The 26,997-nt window shown below is 73.1% G+C and carries 25 protein-coding genes; 12 read left to right on the forward strand and 13 right to left on the reverse strand.

The window, feature by feature from the left end; all coding sequences use genetic code 11:
* Positions 1-154 precede the first annotated feature (154 nt).
* A complete protein-coding gene (locus tag B056_RS42850; RefSeq protein WP_018503133.1) occupies positions 155-319 on the reverse strand; it encodes a hypothetical protein in 165 nt (54 codons plus the stop codon).
* Between B056_RS42850 and B056_RS0117360 the strand changes: the two genes are divergently transcribed.
* From B056_RS0117360 to B056_RS0117380, 4 genes are all read left to right on the forward strand, one after another.
* Positions 312-1,034, forward strand: a complete 723-nt coding sequence (locus tag B056_RS0117360) for an HAD family hydrolase (protein ID WP_035751866.1) — start codon at positions 312-314, stop codon at positions 1,032-1,034. The genes B056_RS42850 and B056_RS0117360 overlap by 8 nt on opposite strands.
* A 339-nt stretch (positions 1,035-1,373) precedes the next feature.
* Complete coding sequence (locus B056_RS0117370) at positions 1,374-2,498, forward strand: CaiB/BaiF CoA transferase family protein (protein WP_018503136.1); 1,125 nt, start codon at positions 1,374-1,376, stop codon at positions 2,496-2,498.
* A gap of 141 nt (positions 2,499-2,639) precedes the next feature.
* Positions 2,640-3,770 (forward strand): NAD(P)/FAD-dependent oxidoreductase, encoded by a 1,131-nt coding sequence (locus B056_RS0117375; protein ID WP_018503137.1) that lies wholly within the window; start codon positions 2,640-2,642, stop codon positions 3,768-3,770.
* Positions 3,771-3,845: 75 nt separating this feature from the next.
* Positions 3,846-4,844: a LacI family DNA-binding transcriptional regulator gene (locus tag B056_RS0117380; protein ID WP_018503138.1), complete on the forward strand. Its 999-nt coding sequence runs from the start codon at positions 3,846-3,848 to the stop codon at positions 4,842-4,844.
* 115 nt (positions 4,845-4,959) lie between these two features.
* On the opposite strand, the gene B056_RS0117385 is transcribed toward B056_RS0117380, so the two are convergent.
* Positions 4,960-5,601, reverse strand: a complete 642-nt coding sequence (locus tag B056_RS0117385) for a CatB-related O-acetyltransferase (protein WP_018503139.1) — start codon at positions 5,599-5,601, stop codon at positions 4,960-4,962.
* 131 nt (positions 5,602-5,732) lie between these two features.
* Between B056_RS0117385 and B056_RS44490 the strand changes: the two genes are divergently transcribed.
* On the forward strand, positions 5,733-6,461 hold the full coding sequence (locus B056_RS44490) for a pyrophosphohydrolase domain-containing protein (RefSeq protein WP_230203041.1): 729 nt from the start codon (positions 5,733-5,735) through the stop codon (positions 6,459-6,461).
* Between the two features lie 271 nt (positions 6,462-6,732).
* Positions 6,733-7,176: a patatin-like phospholipase family protein gene (locus tag B056_RS39540; protein ID WP_230203042.1), complete on the forward strand. Its 444-nt coding sequence runs from the start codon at positions 6,733-6,735 to the stop codon at positions 7,174-7,176.
* A 45-nt stretch (positions 7,177-7,221) separates the two neighbouring features.
* On the opposite strand, the gene B056_RS0117405 is transcribed toward B056_RS39540, so the two are convergent.
* Entirely contained in the window at positions 7,222-9,270 is a 2,049-nt protein-coding gene (locus B056_RS0117405; protein ID WP_018503140.1) for an MFS transporter, read from the reverse strand.
* A gap of 393 nt (positions 9,271-9,663) precedes the next feature.
* Positions 9,664-10,275, reverse strand: coding sequence for a TetR family transcriptional regulator (locus B056_RS0117410; protein ID WP_035751881.1), 612 nt, complete (start codon positions 10,273-10,275; stop codon positions 9,664-9,666).
* Between the two features lie 183 nt (positions 10,276-10,458).
* On the opposite strand from B056_RS0117410, the gene B056_RS0117415 reads away from it, so the two are divergent.
* The gene (locus B056_RS0117415) at positions 10,459-11,070 is read left to right on the forward strand and encodes a PaaI family thioesterase (protein WP_084647178.1); all 612 of its coding nucleotides are present in this window, start codon (positions 10,459-10,461) and stop codon (positions 11,068-11,070) included.
* An 83-nt stretch (positions 11,071-11,153) separates the two neighbouring features.
* On the opposite strand, the gene B056_RS0117420 is transcribed toward B056_RS0117415, so the two are convergent.
* Positions 11,154-12,257, reverse strand: coding sequence for a winged helix DNA-binding domain-containing protein (locus tag B056_RS0117420; protein ID WP_026239804.1), 1,104 nt, complete (start codon positions 12,255-12,257; stop codon positions 11,154-11,156).
* 573 nt (positions 12,258-12,830) lie between these two features.
* Here B056_RS0117420 and B056_RS0117425 point away from each other — a divergent pair.
* From B056_RS0117425 to B056_RS0117440, 4 genes are read left to right on the forward strand one after another with little or no spacing between them, the layout of a single operon-like run.
* Positions 12,831-14,120, forward strand: coding sequence for an ABC transporter substrate-binding protein (locus tag B056_RS0117425; RefSeq protein ID WP_018503145.1), 1,290 nt, complete (start codon positions 12,831-12,833; stop codon positions 14,118-14,120).
* A gap of 2 nt (positions 14,121-14,122) precedes the next feature.
* Complete coding sequence (locus tag B056_RS0117430) at positions 14,123-15,067, forward strand: carbohydrate ABC transporter permease (protein WP_018503146.1); 945 nt, start codon at positions 14,123-14,125, stop codon at positions 15,065-15,067.
* Positions 15,054-15,965 (forward strand): carbohydrate ABC transporter permease, encoded by a 912-nt coding sequence (locus B056_RS0117435; protein ID WP_018503147.1) that lies wholly within the window; start codon positions 15,054-15,056, stop codon positions 15,963-15,965. Before B056_RS0117430 ends, B056_RS0117435 begins: the two co-directional genes overlap by 14 nt.
* Before the next feature lie 43 nt (positions 15,966-16,008).
* Positions 16,009-17,229, forward strand: coding sequence for an ABC transporter ATP-binding protein (locus B056_RS0117440; RefSeq protein ID WP_018503148.1), 1,221 nt, complete (start codon positions 16,009-16,011; stop codon positions 17,227-17,229).
* Between the two features lie 30 nt (positions 17,230-17,259).
* On the opposite strand, the gene B056_RS0117445 is transcribed toward B056_RS0117440, so the two are convergent.
* Positions 17,260-18,513, reverse strand: coding sequence for a cytochrome P450 (locus B056_RS0117445; RefSeq protein ID WP_026239806.1), 1,254 nt, complete (start codon positions 18,511-18,513; stop codon positions 17,260-17,262).
* Between the two features lie 476 nt (positions 18,514-18,989).
* On the opposite strand from B056_RS0117445, the gene B056_RS0117450 reads away from it, so the two are divergent.
* The gene (locus tag B056_RS0117450; protein ID WP_018503150.1) at positions 18,990-19,805 is read left to right on the forward strand and encodes an alpha/beta fold hydrolase; all 816 of its coding nucleotides are present in this window, start codon (positions 18,990-18,992) and stop codon (positions 19,803-19,805) included.
* Positions 19,806-19,877: 72 nt separating this feature from the next.
* On the opposite strand, the gene B056_RS0117455 is transcribed toward B056_RS0117450, so the two are convergent.
* Genes B056_RS0117455 through B056_RS0117485 form a run of 7 tightly spaced genes read right to left on the reverse strand, consistent with a single transcriptional unit; the run spans position 19,878 to position 26,921 of the window.
* Positions 19,878-21,113 (reverse strand): cytochrome P450, encoded by a 1,236-nt coding sequence (locus B056_RS0117455; protein ID WP_018503151.1) that lies wholly within the window; start codon positions 21,111-21,113, stop codon positions 19,878-19,880.
* Positions 21,110-21,583, reverse strand: coding sequence for a PaaI family thioesterase (locus B056_RS0117460; protein ID WP_018503152.1), 474 nt, complete (start codon positions 21,581-21,583; stop codon positions 21,110-21,112). The genes B056_RS0117455 and B056_RS0117460 overlap by 4 nt, the downstream gene beginning before the upstream one ends.
* Before the next feature lies 1 nt (position 21,584).
* Positions 21,585-23,372, reverse strand: coding sequence for a fatty acyl-AMP ligase (locus B056_RS0117465; protein WP_018503153.1), 1,788 nt, complete (start codon positions 23,370-23,372; stop codon positions 21,585-21,587).
* A complete protein-coding gene (locus B056_RS0117470; RefSeq protein ID WP_018503154.1) occupies positions 23,369-24,691 on the reverse strand; it encodes a cytochrome P450 in 1,323 nt (440 codons plus the stop codon). Before B056_RS0117470 ends, B056_RS0117465 begins: the two co-directional genes overlap by 4 nt.
* Positions 24,688-25,617 carry an SAM-dependent methyltransferase gene (locus tag B056_RS0117475; protein WP_018503155.1) on the reverse strand — a complete coding sequence of 310 codons (930 nt, stop codon included), beginning with the start codon at positions 25,615-25,617 and terminating at the stop codon, positions 24,688-24,690. The genes B056_RS0117470 and B056_RS0117475 overlap by 4 nt, the downstream gene beginning before the upstream one ends.
* A gap of 2 nt (positions 25,618-25,619) precedes the next feature.
* On the reverse strand, positions 25,620-25,883 hold the full coding sequence (locus B056_RS0117480; RefSeq protein WP_018503156.1) for an acyl carrier protein: 264 nt from the start codon (positions 25,881-25,883) through the stop codon (positions 25,620-25,622).
* Positions 25,884-25,910: 27 nt separating this feature from the next.
* Entirely contained in the window at positions 25,911-26,921 is a 1,011-nt protein-coding gene (locus B056_RS0117485; RefSeq protein ID WP_018503157.1) for an acyl-CoA desaturase, read from the reverse strand.
* Between the last annotated feature and the right edge of the window lie 76 nt (positions 26,922-26,997).

The following is a 26,997-nucleotide window of genomic DNA, read 5'->3' on the forward strand; positions in this document are numbered from 1 at the left end:
GACAAGACCCCCGCACGTCGGAGTGACCCCCTCGTCGTTTGGCACCCTTCTCGCCCTTGCGGAGTGCATGTTGCAGGGAGTGCTGTCTGAAACGGCGAGGAAGACATCAAACGGAGAGGAGTCGAGCACCAGAAACGGACCGGGGCCTCCACCGTCAGATCGAGGCCCGCCGAGCCGGGCCACCGTCGCGTTCCGGACCGTCGTGCCGGAGCTGCCCGCGCTGACCGGCGCCGAGCGCGCCCTGCTGGACGAGTGGCTGGATCGAGCCGGTGACAGCCCGACCGCCGCCGCCGGCGGGCAGACTCTGGACGGTGGCCACGGCTCCGCTCCAGGCAGTGATCTTCGATCTTGACGGCACTCTGTTCGACCACGACAGCTCGGCGCGCGCCGCGCTGCGCCAGTGGCTCCCGCGGCTCGGTGCCGCCGTCACGGACGACCTGGTGGACGCCTGGTTCGCGGCGGAGTACCGGCACTTCACCGCGTGGCAGAACGGGCTGGTCACCTTCGTCGGGCAGCGGCGCGGACGGCTCCGTGAGTTCCTGCCGCGGCTCGGTCACCCGGTCGGCACCGACGACGACCTCGACCGGCTCTTCGCCGACTACCTGACCTGCTACGCGACGACCTGGGCCAGGTTCGGGGACGTCGACGCGGCACTGGCCGCGGTCTCCCGGGCCGGCCTCGCGACGGCCGTGCTCACCAACGGTGTCGACCGCCAGCAGCTCGCGAAGGTCCGGACGATCGGTCTCGCCGGGCGGGTCGGCCCGGTGTTCACCGCCGAGGCCCTGGGCGCGGCGAAGCCGCATCCGTCGACCTACCTGACCGTCTGCGAGCGGCTCGGCACGCCGGCCGGGTCGGTGCTGCACGTCGGCGACCGGCACGACCTCGATGTGCTGGCCCCCCGGGCGGCCGGGCTGCGCGCCGTCCACCTCGACCGGACCGGGCTCGGCCCGTACGACGAGCCACACCGCATCACCTCCCTCGACCAGCTCGCCCGCTATCTGCCGACCGGTGGACGTCCTTCGCCGGACGCTTGAGCGGGCTTCGCGCCGGGCTCTCCCGCGCCGTCCTGGACGTCGCGGTCCGCGGCGCCGCGGTGGATCCGGACGCCGCGTTCCCGATCGAGACCGAGGCGTTTCTCGCGCTGCTGCGTCAGCCGGTCACCGCGGACCTGAGCCGCAACTTCTTCGACCTCAAGGCGGTCCCTGGCCGAAGGCCTGACCATCTCGCCGTCGGACGCCCATGTGGCGTCCACCCTCGCCGCCGGCTTCCCGACCTGGACCGGCGGCATCATGCGGTACCTGGGCGGCCCCGCGACCCCGCGGCCCGGCGGCCCGTTCCGTTCGCCGGCTTCCCTCACCTGATTGGTTGGGTGGGTGACGTTCCCTCTGCGCGGGATCCGCGTTCTCGACCTCACCCGGCACTTTCCCGGAGCACACTGCACCCTGCTGCTGGCCGACCTCGGCGCCGAGGTGGTCAAGGTCGAGGCGCCCGGCGCCGGCGACCCGGTCCGAGGTCCGGGCGGGACGTCGCCCGGCCACATCGGTCTCAACCGGGGCAAGCGCTCGATCACCCTCGACACCCGCCGGCCGGCGGGACTCGACGTGCTCCGCCGGCTCGTGGCCGGGGCGGACGCCGTCGTCGACAGCGCCCGCCCGGGCGCGATGGAGGAGGCGGGCTTCGGGTATCCGCAGGCGGCCGCGGTCAACCCACGGTTGGTGTGGGCGGCGCTGTCCTCCTTCGGCGCGGACGGCCCCTACGCCGGACGGGCCGGTCACGACATCACCTTCCTCGGCCAGTCCGGCCTGCTGGCCGCGATGGCCGACCAGCTCCCGTGGATGCCCCAGACGGTGATCGCGGCGCCCGTGGCCGGGGCCGTCGCGGCGCTGGCGGTGGCCGCCGCGCTCGCCGGCGCCGCCCGGACCGGCACCGGATGCTTCGTCGACGCCTCGATCACGGACGCCTCCACGTGGCTGCTGTCCGGCCTGCCGGCCCGGTTCACCGCCGGCGCGCCCAGGATGGGCTGGGCCGCGGGCCGCCGGCTGTACCGGTGCGCCGACGACCGGTGGGTGAGCGTCGCGGCGGCCGAACCCCGGACCTGGCGTGCCCTGTGCCGTGTCCTCGACGCCGACGACCTGGCCGACCGGCGGACGGCCCCCGCCGAGGAGCAGGCGGCGATGGCCGAGCGTTTCGAGAAGGTCTTCGCCACCCGGCCGGCGGCGCGCTGGGTGGAGTCCGACCCCGCCGCGACGATCGGCGCGGTGAACGAGGGCCCGGACCTGCTGACCGATCCGCACGCCGTGGCGCGCGGAGCCCTCGTGGACGTCGCGGGCACCCGGGTGCCCGCGACACCGGTCCGGCTCACCGACGCCGAGGGCCGCCGGTCGTCGACGCCCACCACCGGACCCCCCGCCCTCGGCGCGGACACCGACGAGATCCTGCTGGCCGCCGGCGTCCCCGCCGATGAGCTCGCCCGGCTGCGGGCCGACGGCGTCATCTGAGCCACGCCCCGGCGCCCCGGGCCGCCGGGTGCCGCGTGGGTTGACCGAGAAAGCACTGTGGGTCACAGTGAAACTAGTTGCTGAAACTAGTTTCACAGTCGAGCCTCCCACCGGAGGCACCGACGAGGGATGAGGAGCGGTATGGCTGAGCACGTGGTCGTCATCGGCGCCGGTGTCTACGGCGCGGCGGTCGCCGCCTCGCTGGCGCGCCGCGGTGCCCGGGTCGTCGTGGTGGAGGCCGGGGTCCCCGGGGCCGGCACCTCCGGGGCGACGTTCGCCTGGATCAACTCCTCCAGCAGGCAGTCGCACTCGTACCACGCCTTCGGGGTCGCGGCGATGGCCGCCCATCGCGGGCTGGCGGCGGAGGCGCCCGCCGGCGACTGGTACCACGAGGGCGGGAACCTGCACTGGGAGACCACCGACGCGGAGCGTGAGCGGCTGCGCCGGAGGGTCGCCGCCGTCGTCGGCCACGGGTACGAGGCGCGCTGGCTCAGCCGGGCGGAGGCACTGGAGCTCGAACCGGAGGTCGATCCCGCCGCGCTGCCGGCGGACGGGATCGCCTACTTCCCACAGGAGGGGTGGGTCGAACCGGCCCGCCTGGTCGGCCACCTGCTCGCGAGCGCGGTGTCCCGGGGCGCCGAGCTGGTGACCGGCGACCCGGTCGTCGGCCTGGACCGCGCCGCCGGCCTGGTGCGTGCCGTCGGCCTCGCCTCGGGCCGCTCGATCTCCGCGGCCGCGGTCGTGAACTGCGCGGGGCCGCGCGCCGACGTGATCGCCGGGCTCGCCGGCCTGGACCTGCCGATGCGCAACACCCGCGGCGTGCTCGTCCGCACCTCCCCGGTCGCCGCCCCGGTGTCCCGCGTCATCCACGCGCCCGACGTCCACCTGCGGCCGGACGGGGGCGGGCGGCTGCTGCTGCACACCCAGGCGATCGACGGCGCGGTACGTGTCTCCGACGACGGTGTGACGAGCGCGGACGGGTCGGCGGTCGAGACGATCCTCGAGGCGGCCCGGGTGCTCTACCCGGGAATCCGGGCCGCGACGGTGGCGGAGGTCCGGATCGGTGAACGGCCCATTCCCGGGGACGGCCTGCCCGTGCTCGGGCGGGCGGTCGAGCTGCCCAACTTCCACTTCGCCGTCTCGCACAGCGGCGTGACCCTCGGCGTGCACGCCGGCGACCTGGTCGCGGCGGAGGTGCTGGGGGAGGACCGCGGCGACGAGCTGGCCGCCTTCCGGTTCGAGCGGTTCGGCCCGCCGGGGCCGGTGAGATGATCCGATGCCGCCCCCGGCGGCCACGAGGGCCGGGCCGGGCGGCGCCGGAACCGTTCGGAGGGACGCACAGCGACCATGGCGAAGCGAGTCACCATCGGTGACGTGGCCGCGCGGGCCGGTGTCTCCACGGCGACGGTCTCCCGCGTGCTCAACGGGGGCGCCGTCACCGAGGCGACCGCGATCCGGGTACGGGAGGCGGCCGCCGCGCTGGAGTACAGCCCCAACGCGCTCACCAGAAGTATCTTCGCCGGTCGCTCCAGCACGATCGGCGTTGTCGTCCGTGACCTGAGCGGCCCTTTCTACCTCGGCCTGATCCGCGGCATCGACGACGTGGCCGCCGCCAACGACAGCCTCGTCATGCTCGCCAACACATTCCGGCAGGCCACCCGCGAGGTCGCCCGCGATACCGCCCGCGAGGTCGCCCTGGTCCGGATGATGGACGAGCACCGGGTGCGCGGCCTGATCGTGACCGCCGGCGAGCGGACCGACAGCGGCGTCCGCCGGATGGCCGGGAACGGCACGCCGTGCGTGATCGTCGCGCGGACCGTGCCGAACCCGCCGCCCGACCTGCACGCGGTCAGCCTGGACAACGTCCGGGCCGGCCGCCTGATGGCGACGCATCTGGTCGGGTGCGGGCGGTCCTCCGTCGGGGTCGTCACCTCCGGCGATCGCCCGTCGCAGCTCGAGCGCACGGCCGGGCTGCGGGCGGCGCTCACCGAGCTCGGGCATCCGCTGCCCGCGGACGCGGTGGCCGCCGCCGAGACGGCGGAGGACGTCGACCGTGCCGTCGGCACGCTTCTCGCGCGTGCGTCCGCCCGTGGAACGCCGTTGGACGCGGTCGCCTGCGTCATGAGCCGGCTGACCGTCGCCGTGTACACGGCGCTCACGGCGCGCGGCCTCGCCGTCCCCGACGACATCGCGTTCATCACGATGGACGACTTCCCCTGGGCGAGCGCGCTCGGGATCACGGTGGTCACCCAGCCCTCCTACGAGATGGGCCGGCGGGCGGCCGAGCTCGTCTTCGAGCCGACGCTGCTCGCCCGCGGCTCCGCCGGCGAGCGGACCGGCGGGTGAACCCACCCCTCGAGCCGCCCCCGGCCGGGGCCCTCTGCGACTCCCCGGCCGCTGGCCACCCGGCCGCTGGCCACCCGGCCGCTGGCCACCCGGCGGGTGGCCACCTGGGGGCTGGCTACCTGGGGGCCGCGGCCTCGAGGTCGTCGACGCTGCCGGCCATGACGGTGCGGACATGCCGGGCGAGGTGCCCGAGCGGCCAGTCCCACCAGGCCAGCGCCAGCAGGCGGGCGACGTCCGCCGCGCTGTGGCGCAGGCGCAGCAGCCGCGCCGGGTTGCCCCCGACGACGCCGTAGTCGGGGACGTCGTCCACGACGACCGAACCGGACCCGATGATCGCGCCGTGGCCGATGCGGACCCCGGGCAGCACCGTGGCGCGGTAGCCGAACCAGACGTCGCTGCCGACCACGGTGTCCCCGCGGCCGGGCAGGCCGGTGATGAGGTCGAAGTGCTCGGCCCAGGAGCCACCCATGATCGGGAAGGGGAAGGTCGACGGGCCGTCCAGGCGGTGGTTCGCGCCGTTCATGATGAAGCGCACGCCGGCGCCCAGCGCGCAGAACCGGCCGATGACCAGCTTCTCCGGCCCGTAGTGGTAGAGCACGTTGCGGGTCTCGAAGGCGGTCGGGTCGTCGGGGTCGTCGTAGTAGGAGAACTCCCCGACCTCGATCAGCGGCGAGACGCACAGCGGCTTGAGCAGCACCACCCGTGGCTGCCCGGGGACCGGGTGCAGCACGGTCGGATCGGCGGGCACGTCCACCATCACGAACCACCTCCCATCAGGCCACGGCGAGACTCAATCACGGCGGCGCGGACCACCCGGACCGCGCCCCGCCCGCGGCGGCGTCTCGGTCGGTGATCAGGCGTGCGGGCCCCGCCGGTAGCGTCGGCGCGGTGACTTCCCTCCCGGACCGGCCGGCGGCGTCCGACCCCGTGCTTCCCGTCGCGGCGATCGACGCCGCCGTGCGCGCGCTGGACGTGAGCGACGCGCGGAACGGGATCGAGCCTCGGGAGGGCCTGGCGCTGCGGGTCCTGAAGCTGGTCGAGGAGTGCGGCGAGGCGAGCGCGGCCCTGATCGGCCTGCGCGGCCAGAACCCGCGCAAACCCCGGGCCTCGGAGCAGAACCTGGTGGACGAGCTGCTCGACGTCGCGCTCTCCGCCCTCGTCACGGCGGCGTCGCTGACCGACTCCTGGGCCGGGCGGTTCGGCGACCAGGTGCTGGCCAAGACGTCGCGGCTGGTCTCGGCGGTCTCCGGGGAGACGGCGTCGCCGGCACCGGGTGTACCGGGTGCGCGGTCACCGGCGGCGCCGGTCGGGCCGGCCGGCCGCGGGCGTGGCACTCCCACCGCGCCGTCCGTCATGGCGATGGTGCGGGAGTTCCACGCCGCGCTCGGCGACGACCTGCCTGCGTCGCCCCGCCTCCAGGACGCGGCGACCCGCCGGTTGCGGCGCGAGTTCCTGGCCGAGGAGGCCGCCGAGGCCGTCGCCGCCGACGAGAACGACGACCTGGTCGGCCTCGCCCAGGAGCTGGCCGACGTCGTGTACGTCGCCTACGGCACGGCCGCCCGGTACGGGGGATCCCGCTCGACGCCGTCCTCGCCGAGATCCACCGGGCGAACCTGACGAAGGAGGCGCATCCCGACGGCGGCAAGGCGGTCAAGGGCCTGACGTTCCGACCGGCCGACGTCGCCGCCGTCCTGGGCTTCCCGCCGGCGGCGCCCCGGGAGACCGGCGGGCCGTAGCCGGCGGGCCTTGACCTGAACCCGACTTCAGCCCCGACGCTGGTCGGCGTGACTCTTCCCGATGGCGCGGCGGTCGTCCTGGGGCCGGGTGGGCTGGTGGGCACGGCCCGGCCGCTCGGCGGGCGGGCCCGGACTCCGGCCTGACGGGCGAGGTGTTCGCCATCCTCGCAGATCAGGCCGATCCGGACCGGGTCCGTCGCGTCGGCCGGATCGCGCTCACCGCCCCGACCATTCCCGAGGACACCCACGTCGCCCGGATGGCGTGGCTGATCGGGGCGCGCGACTGGCCGGACCGGCGGCTGCTGATCACCGCCGTGGACGTCGAGACCGGCCGGCCCGTGGTCTGGGACCGCGGCAGCGGTGTCCCGTTGGCCTCGGCCGTGGCGGCGAGCTGCGCGATGCCCGCCGCCTACCCGCCGGTGACGATCGCGGGCCGGCGCTACATGGACGGCGCGCTCGGCGGCGGAGCCAACATCCACCTCGCCGACGGCGCCGACCCGGGCGACCGGAGCCGTTGGCGGCCGGTCCACCAGGCCGGGGTGAACCAGGCCCGGACGGCCGCCGGAGTCATCCGCCGGCAGGTCGGCCCGCGGTGAGACCGACCTGCCCGGGACCTCGCGCCCGGCATGGGATCCGGGTGGTCAGTTCTCGGCGGTTCCCTCCGAAACGGTTCCTTCCGAACGGTGCGGTGCGGTGGCCGTCGCCGGGGAGGTGCCGGGTCCGCCGGCCCGGTCCACGGCGGTACCGGAGTGGAGGGCGGCCAGTTCGCGCTCGACCATCGCCTCGTGCGCGCGCTCGTCCTCGCGGGCCCGGCGGGGGCTCCACCGGCCGGCCATGACGAACACGAACGGCAGGAAGACCACCTGGCCGGCCACGCAGACCCACCACCAGTTCTGCCACTGCCCCGGGTTGTCCTCCTGCGCCTTGGCCACGTCGGATCCGTGCTCGGACAGGTAGGCGAGGTCGTCCGGCGCGATGGCCGCCTCCGCCTCGGTCAGCACGCCCCCGTAGCGCTGCACGAGGGCCAGGTCGGACTTCACCTCCGGATCGGCCAGGCTGGTCAGCAGCCGCACCGCCGTCGGCTGGTCGACAGCCAGCTCCCGGGAGATGTCGCCGATGGCGGACCCGGCGGCGGCGAGGTCGCGCGGGTTCTGCTGCAGCGCTGCCAGCGTGGGCGGGGCTATCGCCTGCGCCGCGGCCAGTTCCCGGGACCGCTCCCGTACGGCCGTCGACACGGCCTCGGCCTCCGCCGGGCTGGCGCCCTGCTGGGCGGCCACCTGGCCGAGTGCCGTGGACAGCGCCCCGACGTCCCGCGGATCGCGGGCCAGGGTGGCGGAGGCGGCCGGGTCGACGGCGGAGAGGACGGCGACCTCGGCGGGGTGCTCCGCCACGATGTGCTCGACCCGGGCGCCCTGGTCGACGAGGACCGAGGTGGCCGGGAGCACGAACGTGAAGATGATCAGTGCCGCGCTCACGACGAGGCGCAGCGTCCAGCCCCACAGCGCCAGGCCGGTGGCGGTCGCCGCCGGGCTGTGCCGCTCGACGGTCTCGGTGAAGCTCGCCATCCAGGCGACGTAGGCGATGCCGCTGCCCGAGGCGCTGAGGACGAAGTAGACCGCGAGCGTGTAGTAGCCGGTGTCCGGTTCCGTGGCGGCCAGGGCGAACAGGATGTTGCCGACGAGGCTGACCACCATCCCGAGGACCATGAACGGTTTGCGGACGCGGAGCCGGTCGGACAGGACCCCGGCCACGACGAGGGCGATCGCGTTGGAGATCCAGTACCAGTTCGCGAGTGCGTTGGCCCGTGCCTCCGGGTAGCCGTACACGGTGGCGAAGTAGACGACGGCGAAGCCGACCAGGATGTAGTACAGCAGCAGGAACATGCTGATCGCGAAGGCGGGCCCGAGGACGTCGAAGCGCAGCACCCGGCGCCAGGACTCCCGGCCGGCCTGTTCCGGGTCGAGGCCGGCGGCGCGGGCCTCGACCAGTGCCCGGTCCCGCAGGCTGACCATCAGCTGATCGCGGAGGGCGGGGGTGAGCTCCCGCAGCCCGAGCGCGGCGAGGACGAACACGAAGAGGCCGACGACGCCGCACACGTAGAACTGGAAGCGCCAGTCGGGGTGGGCGTCGAGGGTGTTGCTCGACACCATGGTCACCGTCAGGCTGCCCAGCACCGGCCCGAGGGTCCAGAAGCCCATCGCCACCCCGCGGCCGACCTGGGGTGAGAAGTCGCGGACGAGCGCGGGCGTCGCCACCAGCACGATGCCCTCGACGAAGCACAGCATCGCGTACATGACGGTGAACCCGGCCTGTCCGGGTGCGTGCGGCAGGCCGAACAGGGCGATCAGGGCGACGAGCAGCAGGCCGCCGACGACGAGGTTCGCCCGGCCCCACCGGTCGGCGAGGCCGGCGAACAGGGAGGCGCCGGCGCCGACCGCGTTGCCGATCACGCTCACGAAGACGAAGGCCGTGAAGGAGAAGTCGAAGGCCGTGATGATCTGCGTCGCCACCGCGCCCTGCACGTACAGGGCGTAGTACAGGAAGATCGCGGCGATGACCGTGATGGCCAGGTACAGCTGGCGGGGCCCGGTGCCCGGGTAGTGGGCGAGCTGGCGGGCCCAGAGCCGGCGGATGCCGTCCGGTAAGGCGGGGGCGTCGGCCCCGGCCGGCGAGTCGGTCGTCAGGCTCATGGAGGTCCTTCCACGATCTTGGTTTCTGCGGGCCGGTTCGGAGGGCTGGGATCGACTCGGAGGCGGGCCGAACGGCCGGGACGTCGGGTCGCACCCGCGGTGCGCCGGAATGTGGTGGCGACCGACAGTGATGTGGCGTCCGCCACATTTGGGCACGATAAGCGAGCGCATGGTAGCTAAGCAAGCGATTAGTAATGTTTCGCTAGGTAGCAGAAGCGCTCTGATCCGTCATCTGGGCGCACGCGTGCCCGGACGGCCGTGGACGTGGCGCGGGTGGCGGGGGGTGTGGTGCGGGTGGCGGGGGCATTCGGCTGCGGGCGGGCGGACCGCCCGTGGGCCAGCCCGTGAGTCAGCTCGCGGACTGCCCGTGGTCGGCTCGCGGGCTGACCACGGTCAGCCTCGGGGCGGGCTGGCGGCCCCGACCATGCGCAGCGACAGTTCGGCGTACCGGCGGCCGACCTCCGCGGGGGTCCAGGGTCCGCCGTCGCGGTACCAGCGCCCGACGTCGATCGAGAGGGAGAGCAGGGCGGTGGCCGTCATCGCGGGATCGGCGACGATGAAGACGCCCGCGGCGACCCCGCGCTCGACGATGGCCCGGACCTCGGTGGTGATCTCCTGCCGGATGGCGCGGATCTCGGCGAGATGCTCCGGGCTGAGCGCGGCGAGCTCGTTGTTGATCACCCGGGCGGTGGTGTGGTTGCGCGCGTGCAGCTCGGCGAAGTCGTGGGCGAGGCGGTGCAGCTGCTCGACGGGGTCGCCCGAGGTGGCGAGGCCTTCGCGCAGGAACGCCAGCATGTCCTGGTGCCCGGTCCGGGAGATGAGGTAGAGCAGCTCTTCCTTGGACTTGTGATGCACGTAGAGCGCGGCGGAGCTCATGCCGGCGGCGGCGGCGATGTCCCGGGTCGTCGTGCCGTGGAACCCCTTCGCGGCGAACGCGCCGAGCGCGGCCGCGAGCAGCCGCGCCCGGGTCGTGTCGGCCCGGGACGCATACGAGGTCGGGGTCATCGTCCGTCCGTTCTCGGCCGCGGCCACGGCGGGTCGTCCTGACGAGCCGGCGGTGCTGTTGCTCGAACAGTCGCCGTTCCTCGAACAACAGTAACCGCGTGCCGGGAGGTTGCCCTCGGATCGGCCGGTCCACCTGAGTAGTAATTCCCAACTCAGGCGGTCGTGGTGGCTAGGCTCCTGGCCATGCCACCCACCGTGCCCGATGAGCCCCCGTCCCTGTTGTCCCAGCCCCAGCCGCCGTCCCAGGCCCCGCCGCCGGCCGTGCCCGCGCCGACGGACCCGGACCAGGGGTGGGGTGAGCCGCGAAGCAAGACCGTGACCTGGTACGACCCGGCCGCCAGCGCGCGGTCGAGCCTGGCCATGTCCGGCCTGGAGTTCCTGCGGGCGATGGTCGACGGCACCGTCCCGCCCCCGCCGATCTCCCGGGTCTTCGACTTCCGCCCGGTCACGGCGGAGGTCGGTGACGTGGTCTTCACCTGTGAGCCGGACGAGTCCGCGTACAACCCGATCGGGCTCGTCCACGGTGGTCTCGTCTGCACGCTGCTCGACACCGCGGCGGGCTGCGCGGTGCACACGACACTGGCGGTCGGTGTCGCGTACACCTCTCTTGAGATCAAGGTCAACTACGTCCGCCCGGTCCAGGTTCTCCCTGGCCGGGTGAACACGCTGACCGTGCACGGATGGGTCACTCGTCCCGGCCGCCGGGCGGCGTTCGCGGAGTGCGACGTCCGCGACGCGCAGGGCCGGGTCGTGGCCACCGCGAGCAGCACCTGCCTCGTCATGGGCGCCGGCTGAGACCGGCACCAACTGAGACCGGCATCGGCTGACCGGCATCGACCGAGACCGGCAGTGGACGGGACCGGCGCCGGACGAGCCGCTCAGCCCGGTCGACCGGCCGGGCGCAGGAACCGTTCGACGTCGGCGGCCTCGGCACGCAGCGCCTCGGTGACGGCGGCGGAGAGCGGGGCGAAGGGCGTGAGTTCGACCCGCCCGCCACGGACGGCCCACGTGCCGGCCGCCCGGCCCTCGACCAGGGCGAACGGGCGGAAGATGCCGTTGGACGTGACGATGCCGCGGTGCGGCCCGACGATCCAGTCCCGTGACTCCCAGCCGAGCAGGACCGGGTCGAACTGACCGAGCAGCCTCGGCGGCGCCATCCGGGCGTCGCCGCCCGCGGGGGCTGCCGGTCCAGGGCCGGGTGGACGTCGCAGCTGCGCGCGGCCGTCGTCGCGGTCGGCCAGGTCCGCGGAGATCGCGGCCAGGCCACGGCGGACGTCCCCCAGCGGCAGCCCGGCCCAGCGGGCGAGATCGCGGTCGGTTGCCGGTCCATGGCCCGCGAGGTATCGCCGGGCCAGCTCGGCGAGGGCGTCGTCGCGCCCGCGGGGCTCGGGCGCCGGGCCCAGCCAGTCGCGGACGAGCACGTACGCCTGGTCGCCTCCCGTGACCGGGCCGCGCACGACCAGGCCCCGTGCCGCCGCCTCGATGAGGACGTAGATCAGCGCCTGCCCGTCCACCGGTACGCCGGCCCCGCGGAGACGCTCGCGTAGCGCGCCGCGGCCCAGCGGCCCGTCGGCGGCCAGCGCCCGCTCGACGACCGCGACGCCCTTCTCGGCCTGGGCGGGGGAGACGCCCTCGTCGGTGAACCGGCGCCGGATCTGGGCCTGCGTCCGGGGGGCGGTCAGCGGGTGCAGCCACCAGTAGTCCTCGGCCCGGACGAGGTGCAGCGTCCCCCGGTTCAGCCAGGTGACAACGAGCGAGCGGTCCCTCGTCAGGGCCGCGTCGACGTCGGTGGCGTGCGAACCGGCCACCCGTGATCTGATCGTCAGCCGCATGCCGCGCGGGTCCTGCGCCTGAACCGCGAGGAGATGCGCCACCGCGTCGACGGCCGTGCACCGCGCCGTGCCCGCGAGCCCCTGCGCGGCCAGCCGGGCGGCGGCGACCGCGGGCGCCACCTCGTCAGGCGCCGTGTCCCGACCTGCCATCCCGTCAGCCTGCCAGGTCCCGCGTGGTCACCGGGCCCGCCGTCCGCCGCGGGCCGCCCGCGGCCGGCGGCTGTCATCCACTCGACCCGTTTTGTTCATCCGGCGTTTATCGGTGTATTGGCCGGATGCTTTAGGGGTCGGCGTCGATTGGATTACGTGATGATCGGATTCGAAGTTACGTTTGCGATCGGGAATCCGCGGTAGCACGATTGCTCGCGGCGGCCCGAACAGCCCGATTCGGGTCCGGTGCGCAGGGGGGCGGGGGAACGGGCATCGGTTCCGTTCCCAGGGATCCGCCTGCCTGTCTGCTCGGGGGGACCGGCCGTCATGCTTCACCTGGACCTTGGGAATCGCGGCGACATCCCGCCGCCGGACGCGGATCGGAAGGCGGGCCGGCACGGTGCGCCCATGCGATTCCACCAGTGCGTTTTATCTCTACCAGTGCGTTGCAGTGGCCTCACGCACACCGGTGACACGGGTGTGCACGAACCTTGGAAAGGTAACAGTATGACAGGCCGGACAGGGCGCGTGCGTGGTTGGCGGCTGATTCCCGCATTGCTCGCAGCCGTTTCGGTGTTCGCCGCGGCGGCATGCGGCAGCAGCGACGGCGACGATGGCTCGGGCACTGAGGTCGCCGCGACCACCGGTGGGATAGCTCCGCTGGACAGCGCGACCAAGGTCACCATCAAGTTCCTCTCGTACAACTACGGCACGCCTGGACTGGGCGGCACGGGGACGCAGGCCCTCATCGACGCCTTCGAGAAGGCGCACCCCAACATCACCGTCGAGCCGCAGGGCGTGGCGACCAAGGACGTTCTCACCCGGCTGCGCACCGACACCGCGGCGGGCAGCCCGCCGGACGTCGCGCAGGTCGGCTGGAGCAAGATGGCCGAGGCCGTGCAGGCCCTGCCGATCGTGCCCGTCCAGGAGATCCCGCCGGCGGCGGAATGGGACGAGCACGTCGCCGGGATCTCGAAGAGCATCCTGTCCGCCGTGTCGGTCGACGGCCAGGTGAAGGCGATGCCTTACACCATGTCGATCCCGGTCCTCTACTACAACGCGGACCTCTTCCGGGCCGCCGGGCTCGACCCGGCGAAGCCGCCGGCGACGCTCGAGGAGGTCAAGGCGGCCGGGCTGGCCATCAAGGGCACCGGGTCCGAGGGCGTCTACTACGGCGTCGTGGACTCCGCGAAGTCCGACTTCCTCACCCAGTCCGTGGTGAACGGCAACGGCGGCAGCCTGGTCGACGCCAACGGTGAGGTCACCCTCGACAAGCCGGCGGCGGTCGGCGCGCTCGCGGGCATCCAGGATCTCGTCAAGTCCGGCGCGATGCCCGCGGTGAACACCGAGACGGCGCTGGCCGCCTTCACCAGCGGCAAGCTCGGCATGCTCGTCACCAGCACCGCCGTCCTCGCCAGCGCGATGAAGGCCGCCGACGGCAAGTTCGAGCTGGGTACCGCGAGCTTCCCGACCTTCGGCTCGAAGCCCGCCCGGCCCACCTACTCGGGCGCGGGTCTCGCGGTGCTGGCCAAGGACGACGCCCACAAGCGGGCGGCCTGGGAGTTCATCAAGTTCGTCACGAGTGACGCCGGCTTCGAGATCATCACCTCCAAGATCGGCTACCTGCCGCTGCGCGAGTCCGTCGCCACCAAGCTGGCGGACTCGGCGATCGTGAAGCTCCTCGCCCCGTCGCTGGAGCAGCTCGACACGGTCGCCCCGTACACCGCCTTCCGCGGTGAGAAGGCGAACCAGGCGGTCGTGGCACTGCAGGACGAGGCGGTCGAACCGATCGTGCTGCGGGGCGCGGACCCCGGCCCGACACTCACCTCGGTCGCCGAGAAGATCCGGAAGCTCAGCGCCTGACGATGAGCACCCTCGAGGCAGGCGCCTCGACGCTCGACGCGCGGGGGCACGCCAACAGGCGTGTCCCCGCCGCCGCCGTCCGCGCCCGACTGACGCCGTGGGCCTACCAGGCCCCGGTCCTGATCTCGCTGCTCGTCTTCGTCTACGGGCCGCTGGTGTTCACCGCCGTGCTCAGCCTCCTGGACTGGGACCTGGTGTCGCCGGACAAGACGTTCGTCGGCGTGGACAACTACCGCCGCCTGGTGGAGGAGCCCGAGTTCCCGCACGCGCTGGCGCGGACGGGGCTTTACGTCCTGGCGCTGCTGCCGTTCGCCACCATCGTCCCGATGGCACTGGCGATCATGCTGTGGAAGCGACCCGGGCGGGCCAGCGACAACTACCGGTCACTGCTGTTCCTGCCGGTCGTCCTGGCGCCGGTGGCGACGGCGCTGTCCTGGCGGTTCGTGCTCAACCCGCTCGGCGGGGTGCTGAACCAGGTCTTCGGCGCCGTCGGCCTGCCCGAGCAGGACTGGCTCGGCGATCCCGACACCGCCCTCTGGGCGATCTCACTGATCACGTCCAGCCGGTTCGTGGCGCTGAACATCCTGCTGTACGGCGCGGCGCTGGCCGCGCTCGACCGCCGCGCGTTCGACGCCGCCCGCATCGACGGGGCCACCGAGTGGGAGATCACCCGGCATCTGGTGGTCCCGCAGCTGGCCGGCACGACCGTCCTGCTGTCGTTCCTCTGCGTGGTCTTCGCGGGCCAGTGGACCTTCACCAACATCGCCGTGCTGACCCAGGGCGGCCCGGACGCCAGCACCGACAACGTCTACTACCGCCTGTACACCTACGCGTTCACCTTCTTCGACGCCGGGACGGGCGCCGCCGCCGCGGTCCTGATCGTGCTGATCCTCACCGCGCTGTTCGGGCTGTCGACCCTGCTGAGGAGACGCCGTGTCGTCGGATAGCCACGCGCTGGCCGGAAGCCACGCACCGACCGGAAACGACGCCCGGACCAGTGGGCACGACCGGACCGGTGGCCGCGGGGGGTCCGGGCGCCGGGCGGCGGCGGTGGGGCGGCACGCGGTGCTGCTGCTGGCCGCGTTCGTCATGTTGTTCCCGCTGCTGTGGGCGTTGTCCGCCTCGTTCAAGCCCGGCAGCGACATCTACAACGCCAGCCCGCTGCCGTTCCCCGGGACGCTGGAGAACTACCGGTACGCCCTGCGGGAGTTCCCGATCTGGCGGCTGCTGGTCAACACCTTCGTCACCGCGATCGGGGTGACCCTGCTGCACCTCGTCGCCGGGGTGCTGGCGGCCTGGTCGTTCGTGCGCTTCGCCCACCGCGGCCAGCGGCTGGTGCTGGGGCTGGTCACCGTGGCCCTCGTCGTCCCCCCGCAGTCGCTGATCATCCCGCACTTCCTGATGATCAGCCGGCTGGACCTGCGGGACAGCTTCGTCGGCCTGGTCGTCCCGCAGCTCGCGACCTGCGCGCTCGCGGTCCTGCTGCTGCGCGAGCACATCAAGGCGATACCGCCGACGCTGATCGCCGCCGCGACCCTCGACGGGGCGTCGCCCGCCGAGACGCTGCGCCAGGTCGTGCTGCCGCTGCTGCGCCCCGCCCTCGGCGCGGTCGGGATCGTCGTGTTCATCACGACGTGGAACGAGTACCTGTGGCCCTCGCTGGCCGCGCCCAGCCCGGAGCACACCACGATCCAGATGGGGCTCCTGCTCTTCGCGACCGCGGAGGGACCGGAACACGGCCCGATGCTCGCCGCGGCGATGCTCGCGACGCTCCCGGTCGTCGCCGCCTATTTCCTGGCGTCCCGGCGGATCGCCGACGCCTTCCTCCAGGCCGGATTGCGATAACCCCGGTGACGACTGCGACTGCCCCGATGATTGGGATGTCCCGATGACCTCGACCACGAGCCCACCGCCGCTGGCGGACGTCCGTGTCCCGGACGGTGCCGTCGCGAACGACCTCGGCCCGGACGGCGCCGGCGTCCTGTTCGACGGTGTCACGAAGCGGTACGGCCGGCAGACCGTTCTCGACGTGCCGCGGCTGGACGTCCCGCACCGCTCGTTCACCGTGCTCGTCGGGCCGTCGGGCTGCGGCAAGTCCACCGGGCTGCGCGTCATCGCGGGCCTGGAGACCCCGGACTCCGGCCGGGTCGTGATCGGCGGGGTGGACGTCACCGGCGTCGCGCCGGGGCGGCGCGGGGTCTCGATGGTCTTCCAGGACTTCGCGCTCTACCCGCACCTGACCGTCGAGCAGAACATCTCGTTCAGCCTGCGGCTGGAGGCTCGCCACAACCGGCGCGACGGGCCGAGCAAGGCCGACATCGCCCGACGGGTCACCGAGGCGTGCGCGATGCTGGGCCTGGAGAAGCTGCGCGGGCGCCGGCCGGCGCAGCTCTCCGGCGGTGAGCGCCAGCGGGTCGGCCTGGCCCGCGCCGTCGTCCGCCGCCCCTCGGTGCTGCTGCTCGACGAGCCGCTGTCCGCCCTGGACGCCCAGCTGCGCCAGCACGCCCGCGCCGAGCTCGTCCGACTGCACCGGGAGCTCGGCAACACCGTGGTCCTGGTGACCCACGACCAGCTCGAGGCGCTGTCGATGGGCACGAACCTGGTGGTGATGAACGCCGGGAAGGTCGTCCAGTCCGGCACGCCCGGCGAGGTGTACCGGCGCCCGGCGGACGTCTTCGTCGCCCGTTTCGTCGGCAGCCCGGCGATGAACCTGCACGACGTGCGGACCGGCCCGCATCCCGCCGGAACGGAGCTGACCGCGCCCGGTCTGCGGGCGGTCATCCCCGGCGGCGGGCTGCCGGCCGAGGTCCGGCTCGGCTGGCGCCCCGGGGACGGCGTCCTCGACCGGCTGCCGGACGGTGGACCCGCCGCCGGGGGCGAGCCGAGCGGGCCAGGGCTGCGCGCCGACGGGGTGGTCGACGTCGTCGAGTTCACCGGCGACGCCGTCGTCGTGCACTGCGCCGGGGAGCTCGGCCGCTGGTCGGTGGCCGTCCGGGCCGGCGTCGACCAGCCGGTGGTCGGCGACCGGGTGCGGACCACGGTCGCGGCCGCGCATCTGCATCTGTTCGACGCGACCACCGGCCACCGCGTTGACGGTCCCGCCGACTAGCCGGTCCCGCTGTCGGGCCGGTGGTGCCGCCTACCGCCACACCACCGGCACGGCGGACGGACCGCGCTCGTACATCCCGATGATGCGGGGTGTCTCGGCCCGCGGGTCGAGACGCAGACCGGGTAACCGGTCGAGCAGGGCGGAGACCGCGGTCTGGATCTCCGCGCGGGCCACGTGGATCCCGAGGCAGATGTGCGGCCCACCGCCGAAGCCGAGGTGCGCACCAGCCGGGCGGGCGGGATCGAACTCGTCCGGACGCTCCCAGCGCGCCGGATCGCGGTTGGCCGCGCCGAAGCACAGATGGACGACCGACCCGGCGGGGATCGCGACCCCACCCAGCGTCGTGCCCACCCGCGCGAAACGGGAGAACATCGGGTCCGTGGGCGTCCAGCGGATGGCCTCGTCGATCGCCGGGCGCAGCAGCGCGCGGTCCGCGCGGACGGCTTCCAGCCATGCCGGATGGGTCAGCAGCGCGAGGAGCGTGATGCCCATCTGCTTCCAGGTCGAACCGGAGCCGGCGGTCAGCAGCAGAAACGCGAAACCCAGGATCTCCTCGTCGGTGAGGATGTGACGCTCGCCGTTCTCGTCCCTGATTTCCGCCTGCGCGAGCACGCTGATCAGGTCGTCCTGCGGATCGCGGCGACGAGCCGCGACGATGGGCATCACGATGTCGACGAACGTGTCGGGGCTGCGCCCGTCCGAGGTGGCCGCCGCCTTGATGCGCAGCGCGTCGGCGGCGCCGACACCGAAGCTGCCGCAGATGGTGAGCAGCGGAATGGCGGCGCAGAACTCGACGCTGAGGTCGGCTCGGCCGGCGGCCTCGAAGGTGTCGATGAGCAGATGGACGGTGGACCTGATCCACCGGTCGACCCACCACGTGGCCTGCCTGGGTACGAACGAGGGCTGGACGAGAGCACGGTAGCGGCGGTGCCGCGGGCCGTCCATGAAGAGCAGGACGGTCTCGCTGCGCTCGTTCTCGAAACCCGGGACGGCCGGCGCCGTGGTGAAGGTGTCCGCGTCCCGAAGAACCGCCTGGCAGGTGGCGTAGTCGAAGACCGAGAAGTGCGGCAGCTCCGGATAGGGCAGGCCCGGGAAGAACGCGTCGCCGTGGAATCCGGCCAGGGGACCGACGATGCCGGGATGCACCGGACCGGTCTCGCGCAGCCGGTGGAACCGCGGGTAGATGTCGGCCTCGAAGGCCCCGCCGCGGGCGGCGTACGTCTCACCACGGAGATCGAACAGCTCGCGGATCCGTCGGGGATCGAGGACCGGTGCGTCGCTCATCGCCATGTCAGCCTCGCTCGGATAAGAGGACCCGGGCGTGTGATTGCGGGGCTCGCGATTTCGGGGCTTGCGATTTCTTCATCTGACCGCCAAATCACCTGACTACCAATTTTCGGTGACAATAGCCGGAAAGTGAGTGCGGCCGCAAGAGTGCTTCGCGGTCGTCGGTCCTTCGCGGTCGTCCCCGCTCGTCGGCGGCCGCGCCGGTGATGCCGGGCGCCGTGCGGGCGGCCGGCGCCGCGCCGGGGCCGGGGCCGGGCGGTGTCGGATCGGCCGCCGCTGACCGGCACATCACCGCGGGACCGCCGGAGCACGCACCCGAATCGCCGTCGCTGATCATAGGAAAATCTTTTAGATCTTACTTCCCAACATATTAACCACATGATTTATGAATGTCGCGGAGAATGTCAGAGTGGGTCGCCGGGGCGCCCGCGTCCCGCCGTGGGAGAAGATCGCGAGAAGGAGGCGGAGGAGCTGTGGCGACTGTCGACGTCCGGGGCGTGTCGATCGCCTATGGAGACACCGGTTTCCCGGCGGGTCGGCCGGAGGCGCCGACGATCGTGTTCGGGCACGGCCTGCTCTTCGGCGGCTGGGTGTTCCGTGCGCAGGTCGCGGCGCTGCGCGAGCGCTACCGCTGCGTCACCCTCGACTGGCGCGGCCAGGGCGACACCGCGCCGACCCGCGCCGGGTACGACATGGACACCCTCACCGCCGACGCGGTCGCCGTGATCCAGCGGCTGGGCGTCGCGCCCGTGCACTGGGTGGGGCTGTCCATGGGCGGTTTCGTCGGCCTGCGGATCGCGGCCCGTCACGGCGAGCTGCTGCGGTCGCTGACGCTGCTCGACTCGAGCGCCGACGCCGAGGAGCCGGGCGCGGCCGGCGCCTACCGGCGGCTGGCCTGGGTGGCCCGGCTGGTCGGCGTCGGGCCGGTTCTCGGCCGGGTCCGTCCGACCATGTTCGGCCCCGCCTTCCTCGCCGACCCGGCCGGCCGGCCCGTCGTCGAGGAGTGGGCCGGCCGGCTCGGCCGGGCCGACCGCTCGGCCCTGCGCAAGGCGGTGCTCGCGGTGGCCGACCGCCCGCCCGTCGACCGCGAGATCCCCGGGATCGCGGTGCCCACGCTCGTCGTCGTCGGCGCCGACGACGTGGCCACCCCGCCCGAGCGGGCCGAGCGGATGGCGGCCCGCATCCCCGGAGCCCGGCTCGAGGTCGTCGCCGACTGCGGCCACACCAGCCCGCTGGAGCGGCCCGACGTCATCACCGGCCTGCTGCGCGGGTTCGTCGCCGGGGCGTGATCCCACCGTTCCAGGGCGCCGCCGGCCCGGGACGCCGGTGGCGGTCCGGACCGCCGTCGGTCCGGGACGCCGTTACCGGACGGCGACCGTCAGCGAGGCCGGGCCGCGGACGTTGATCCGGCCGTTCCAGCGGACGTCCTCGAGCACCGGCGCGGGGAATCGCCCGACGAAGCGGGAGATGGCCACCCGGGCCTCCAGCCGGGCCAGCGCCGCGCCCACACAGTGGTGGATCCCGGCGCCGAAGGACACGTGCCGGTGCGCGTCGGCGCGGTCGAGGCGGACCTCGTCGGCGTCCGGGCCCCAGAAGTCGGGATCCCGGTTGGCCGCCGCGAGACACACCGTCACGAACACGCCGGGCGGGATCTCCGTGCCGCGCACGGACAGCGGCTCCAGAGTGATCCGCCGCATCAGGTGCACCGGGCTGTCGTAGCGCAGCAGCTCCTCCACCGCGTTCGCGGCGAGCCCGGGCTCGCCGCGCAGCCGGCGCATCTGGTCGGGGTGGCGCAGCAGCGTGAGGATCCCGCCCGCGACGAGGTTCACCGTCGTCTCGTGGCCGGCGACATACAGCAGCATGACCTGTGCGACCAGCTCCTCCGCGCTGAGAACGTCACCGTCGTGCTCCGCGCCGATGAGCGCGGTCAGCAGGTCGTCACCGGGGTTGTCACGTTTCCAGTCGGTCACCGCGCGCATGATGGCGGCCACCTCGTCGTTCGCCGCCCGGATCTCGGCCTGCAGCCCCGGGTCGGGCAGCGGTTCGAGGGCTCGCACCATCGTCCCGGTCAGCTCGCGGAGCCTGCCGTGCTCCAGCACCGGGATACCCAGCAGCTCGGAGATCACGGTGAACGGGAGCGGGAAGGCCAGCTCCGCGACGAGGTCGACCCGGCCCGCCTCGGCCATCCGGTCGAGAGCGTCGTCGACGATGCGTTCGATCCGCCCTTCGAGCGCGTCGACGGCGCGCCGGGTGAACGCCTTCGTCACCAGCCGGCGCAGCCTGGTGTGGTTCGGCGGGTCCTGGTCGAGCATGGAGAGGCCGTGCATGAGCCGGTTCTGTTTTCCCAGGGTCCGCGACTCGCTTTTCCACTCCGGAAGCTCGGTGATGTGCCGTTCGTCGACGGAATGCCCGGAGCGCTGGATGCTCGCCACATCCTCGTACCGGGAGACAAGCCAGAATCCCAGCGGATGCCGGTGAGCCGGCGCGCTTTCGCGCAGCTGGGCATAGTGGGGGTAGGGATCCTCCGCGAAACCGTCGGCGAACGGATTGAAGACGTACGGCTCGCTGGTGGCGGGTGGGGTTCGGGTGTCGCTCACCGCTCGGCGCCCCTCCTCGGGTCGGGGAGTCTGATGTTGCGCAGGGTGACGAGGGCGGTCGCGCACAGCGTCTCGACCTCCCGGCCGCCGGACGCCGAGCTGTAGACGTCGGCGGCGGCGACGCTGATCGTCGGACCCGCCCTGACGACGCGTCCGCGGGCGACGATCCGGTCCCCGCGCGCCGGAGCCACGATCTTGACCGTGTAGTCGATGGTCATGTTGGCCCAGCCGGCCGGCAGCAGCGTGCCGGCCGCGCACCCGCCGGCGAAGTCCGCGAGGGCGCCCAGCACGCCGCCCTGGACGAACCCGTCGTGCTGGGTGAGCTCCGCCCGGTACGGCGCGACCAGCTCGGCCTCGCCCGGGGCCAGCCGGCCGACCTGGAAACCGAGATGCCGGGCCGCCGGCATGCTCAGGACCGCGTCCGCCACGGCCCGCTCGAAGTCGGGGTTCGGCGCTCGTGGCGAGTCCATCTCAGGTCCTCTCCCGCGGGCTGTCGGAGTGGAGAGACGGCTCGGTGGACGGCCCGGTGGGCGCCTCGGTGACCGGGCCGGTCGGCGGTGTCCAGCGGTCGAACGCGTCCCGCAGGTAGCGGCGCCGCGCCGCGGCCCGCATGATCTTGCCACTGGTGGTCTTCTGGAGCCGGCCCGGCAGCGTCAGCACGAGATCCCCGACGGAGACCTGGTGCTCACGCACCACCGCGGCCCGGATGGCCCCGGCGACCTCGACCGGGTCGGCCCGCCGCCGGAACTCCCCCCTGACCTCCTGGACGATGACGAGCTTCTCCCGGTCGGCACCCGGAACGGAGAACGCGGCACACCCGCCCGGCCGCAGCGCGGGATGCGCGGACTGCGCCGTGTGCTCGAGGTCCTGCGGATAGTGGTTCCGGCCCCGGATGATCACGAGGTCCTTGAGTCGGCCCACGACGTACAGCTCGTCGTCGACCACCAGGCCGAGATCCCCCGTGCGCAGGTAGTCGCGGCCGGGCTCGTCGGTGTGCTCGGCGCGGAAGGCCTCGGCGCTCGCCGGCGGTCGGTTCCAGTAGCCCTGTGCGACATGGTCCCCGGCGACCCAGATCTCCCCGATCCGGTCCGGGGGGGCGGAGCGACCCGTGCGCGGGTCCACGATCCGCAGCGCGCCGTCCCGCGGGAGGGCCCCGGAACCGACCAGGGTCCTGCCGCCACCCGCGGGCGCCGGCGTGTAGCGGCCCGCGCGCAGGTCCTCGGCGGCCGCCTCGACCACCCGCGCCCCGCGGCCCTTCACACTGCCGGTCACCAGCAGCGTCGCCTCGGCGAGGCCATAGCAGGGGTAGAGCGCCCGCTCGTCGAACCCGTGCGGCGCGAACGTCTCGGCGAAGCGCCGCAGGGTGTCGTGGCGGACGGGCTCCGCGCCGTTGAAGGCCACCTGCCAGCAGCTGAGGTCGAGATCGGGCACCCCACCCCGGGCGGCGCGGGCGACGCAGGCCTCGAAGGCGAAGTTCGGGCCGCCGCTGGTGTGCGCGCGGTACCGGGAGATCAGCGACAGCCACAGCAGCGGCCACCGGATGAAGGCGGTCGGGGACATCAGGACGCTGGTGGCTCCGGCGTACAGCGGCTGCAGGACATTGCCGATCAGGCCCTGGTCGTGGAAGAACGGCGCCCAGCCGACCACCGTCGAGTCGGGGTCGTGCCCGAAGGCCCGCCGGATCATCTCCTCGTTGGCGGCGAGGTTCCCGTGGGAGACCATGACGCCCTTGGGATCCGACGTCGAGCCCGACGTGTACTGCAGGAACGCGATGCCGGCGGGGTCGACGTCCGCGGGGTCGACGTCCGCGGGGCCGGCGGGAACCCGGTCGGCGGGAGTCCGGTCGACGGGAATCAGGGCCGCCGCACCGCGTGGCGATGCCAGGGCAGCCCGGAGTTGCTCGGCCATCGCCGCGAGCGTGAGAACCGCGGCCGGTTCGCAGTCATCCACGATCCTGCGGGTCGAGTCCTGCACACCGTCCCGGTGGGGCGGGTGGACGGGCACCGCGATCACCCGCGCGTAGAGGCAGCCGAAGAACGCGACGACGAAGTCCAGGCACTGGGGGAACACCAGGAGCGCCCGGTCGCCGGGCTCGCAGGCCCGGGACAGCTCACCGGCCACGGCGAGCGCGCGGGCGTGCAGCTCGCCGTAGGTCACCGTGGCGGTCTCCTCCTCCCGCTCGTTCACGAAGACGTAGGCCGTCCGCGCCGGTTCGAGCGCCGCGCGAGCGCGCAGGACGTCGGGAAGCAGCCGCGTCATCGCGGCGCGGCGGTGTTGGCGGCGTGGAGTGTGACCGGGAGCTGCCGCAGCCCCCGGACGATCGAGCTGTGGTCCTGCCACTCGAGCTGGTCGGTCCGCGCCTCGACGCGGGTGGTCGCCCCGAAGAGACACTCGAAGGCGACCTGGGCCTGCATCTCGGCGAGCAGACCGCCGAGGCAGCCGTGCATCCCGTGGCCGAAGGCCAGGTGCGCCTTCGTCGCGCGGGTGATGTCGAACTCGTCCGGCCGGTCGAACACGGCCGGGTCGCGGTTCGCGGCGCCGAGGCACAGCAGCACCTGGTCGCCGGCCCGGATCCGCCGGCCGTCGACCTCCACGTCGCGGGTCGCGACGCGCTTGGTCATCTGCAGTGGGCTGTCGTAACGCAGCGCCTCGGCGACGGCCCCGCCGGCCAGCTCGGGCGAGCGGTGCAGCCGGGCCGCCTGGTCCGGGTGCCGCAGCAGCGCGAGCAGACCGTTGCCCAGCAGGGACTTCGTGGTCTCGTTGCCCGCGACGAAGCACATGACGCAGACGAAGATCAGCTCCTCGGGGGTGAGCGCGTCCCCGCCGGCCGTCCGCGCCGCGAGCAGCCGGCTGATCAGGTCGTCGCCGGGCCGCGCCCGGCGCTCGGCGACGACCTCGTCCAGGGCCCGCGCGAACGCCTCGACGACGTCGCACACATGCTCGAGGTCGCCGGCCCGCATCAGCCCGGGTTCCAGCAGGAACCGGATGTCGTGCGTCCACGGGCCGACCCGCGCGCGCAGGTCGGCCGGCAGCGCCATCCAGTCGCACATGACCGTGACGGGCAGCGGCGCCGCGAGGTCGGCGACGGCGTCCATGCCGCCGGCGGCCACGGCGCGCCGCACGAGATCACCGGCGATCTCCGCGACGCGCGGACGCAGCGCGGCCACCTCGGGGCCGGTGAACACCCGGTTCACCAGACCGCGCAGCCGCGCGTGGTCCGGGTTGTCGGTGAACACCAGGGACTTCTCCCCGAGCCGCACCACCCGGTCGACGTCCGCCCGGGTCAGCTGGGCGGCCCGCCGGCTGACCAGCCGGGGGATCAGCCCGGCGCTGAACGTGCGGTCCCGCAGGACACCCTGCACGTCGGCGTGCCGGGTCAGGACCCACATGCCCATCGTGCGGTGGACGGGCTGCGCCTCGCGCATCCGCCGGTACAGCGGATAGGGATCGCGGCGGAACTCCGCGCCGAAGGGGTTGAAGCGGACCGTCGCCGGGGCGCCTCCCGCCGGGGCGCCTCCCGCCGGGGTGCCGCCGGCCGCGGCCGCGGCGCCGGTGGTCTCCTGCGCCCGTGGGGTCATCCCCGCGGCACCTCCCCGGCCGCGAAGTAGCGGTCCCGGTAGGGGCGCAGCACGATCCTGAGCAGGCAGATCTTTCCCATCCGGAAGCCGACGGAGGACAGCTTCAGGTAGCGCTCGTAGCGGGTGACCACCTCGGGCCCGACCAGCCGGCGGGCCTCCTCGCGACGGGCGCGCAGGCGACGGGCCCACTGCTCGCACGTCCAGGCGTAGTCGAGCCGGCCGTTGTGCACCGACTGGATCTCGAAGACCCCCTCGGCCGCGGTCACGATCTCGGCGAGGGTGGGCAGCTCCGCGTTCGGGAAGATCTCCTGCTGCATGAAGCGGCTCGCCTCGGCGCTGGACATGTTCGCGTAGGCGATCGTCTGCAACGACAGCGCGCCCCCGTCGTCCAGCCAGGACCTCGTCCGGGTGAAGAACTCGCGGTAGCGCCGCGCCTTTTCGGCCGGGGAGTCCTCGGGCCGGGCGAAATGCTCGAACGCGCCGATCGAGATGATCCCGTCGAAGCGGTCGTCGGGGGAGTAGTGCAGCCAGTCCTCGGTGCGGACGTCCACCCCGCGCAGGGCGCGGGAGCGCACGTGGGCCGCCTGCTCCTCACTGAGCGTGAGGCCGACCGACCGTGCCACCCCGCGCTCGCCGGACAGCCGCTCCAGGATCGAGCCCCAGCCGCAGCCGATGTCCAGCACGCTGCGCGCCGCGTCGGCGTCGATCGCGTCGAGGTGGAACCGCAGCTTCCGCTCCTGCGCGGTCTCCAGGGTGTCGCTGTCGCTGTCCGAGGTCCCGTCCGCCGCCCGGATGGCGCAGGAGTAGGTGAGGGACCGGTCCAGCCAGAGCGCGAAGAACTCGTTCCCGACGTCGTAGTGGTGGCGTACGGCGGCGGCCGCCTCGGCTGCTCTGGTCGGACGGTCGCTCTCGTCGGTCAGCGTCACGGTCAGGTCGCCAGTCGCTGCGCCTGCCGCTGCTCGTGCAGGCGGGCGGCGACGGCGTTCAGGTTGGGATTCGCGAAGAGCTCCTCGGCGTCGAGCTCGACGCCGTACCGGTCCTCGACCTCGGTGAGCAGCGACACCGCCAGTGCCGAGTCGACGCCCAGGCGATCGAAGTCGGCGTCCAGGTCGAGGGTTTCCGCGGGGACCTCGAGAAGGCCGGCGAGGTACTCCCGGCACCATTTCGCGATCTCTGCCTGTGTCGACTCCATGTTTGTCCCCTCCACTGGTGTCGCTTCCTATGCCGCCGGGCCGATCGCGGCCCCGGCGGTTCTCGGCACTCTTCGCGCGGCCATGCGTTCCGTGGACGGAACCTTGAGGTCCCAGGCGAGGCCGCACGCCGCGAGGGTCCTGATGAGCCAGTACCCCGGGTCCAGCCGGTACCAGGCCAGGCCGAAGGAGGGGGATTCGGGAAAGGCGTGATGGTTGTGGTGCCACGACTCGCCCAGTGTCAGCAGCCCGAAGACACCGCCGTTCCTGCTGTTCTCCCGGGAGTCGAAGGCCCGGGTGCCGAACATGTGCAGGAATGAATTGATCGACCAGATGATGTGCTCGAGAACGAAGATCCGTACCAGGCCGCCCCAGAGGAGCCCGCTCACCGCCCCGGTCCAGCTCCGGTGGACCAGGCCGCCGACGAGCGTCGGGATCAGCAGGCCCAGCAGGACCCAGTAGTCGTAACGTCGCCCGATCCGGGCCAGCGCGCGGTCTCGCAGCAGATCGGGAGCGTAGTGGGCGATGTTGGGGTACTCGTGGCGCCGCATCCACAGGAAATGGGAGTGCGCCAGCCCGCGGATCCGGCCGCGCAGCCCGCCGCCGGCGAGGTTGGGGGAGTGCGGATCGCCGTCGCGGTCACTGCATTCGTGGTGCCGCCGGTGCAGGGCCACCCAGGAGACCAGCCCGCCCTGGCCGGCCATCGAGCCCAGAACCGCGAGCACGGACGAGACGCCGCGCGTTGTCCTGAAGGTACGGTGGGTGAAAAGCCGGTGATAGCCGACGGTGACACCGAGCCCGGTCAGCAGCCACATTCCCACCAGCAGCCCGAGCTCGGTGGGGCCGAACGGGTGCACGGTGAGAAACAGAAGAGCGGCGATGGTGCCGAGAATCGGGATGATGTCGAACAGCAGGAAATGGCGGCGCTGGAGGCGGTGCAGGTAGGGGCTGCTGAGTGTCTTCCGGCGGGGAGCCGGTCTCGCGTCCCCGGTTTCGGCGGCCGGATCGGGAATCTCGGCCGCACGCTGGGCTTCTGCCATTTCTGAACCGTTCCTCCTGAGTACCCGCTCGAGGTCGTCATTCAGGTGGCGGCAGCGTAACAGCGGGCCGGCGGGA

The organism is Parafrankia discariae (assembly GCF_000373365.1).
Classification (GTDB): domain Bacteria; phylum Actinomycetota; class Actinomycetes; order Frankiales; family Frankiaceae; genus Parafrankia; species Parafrankia discariae.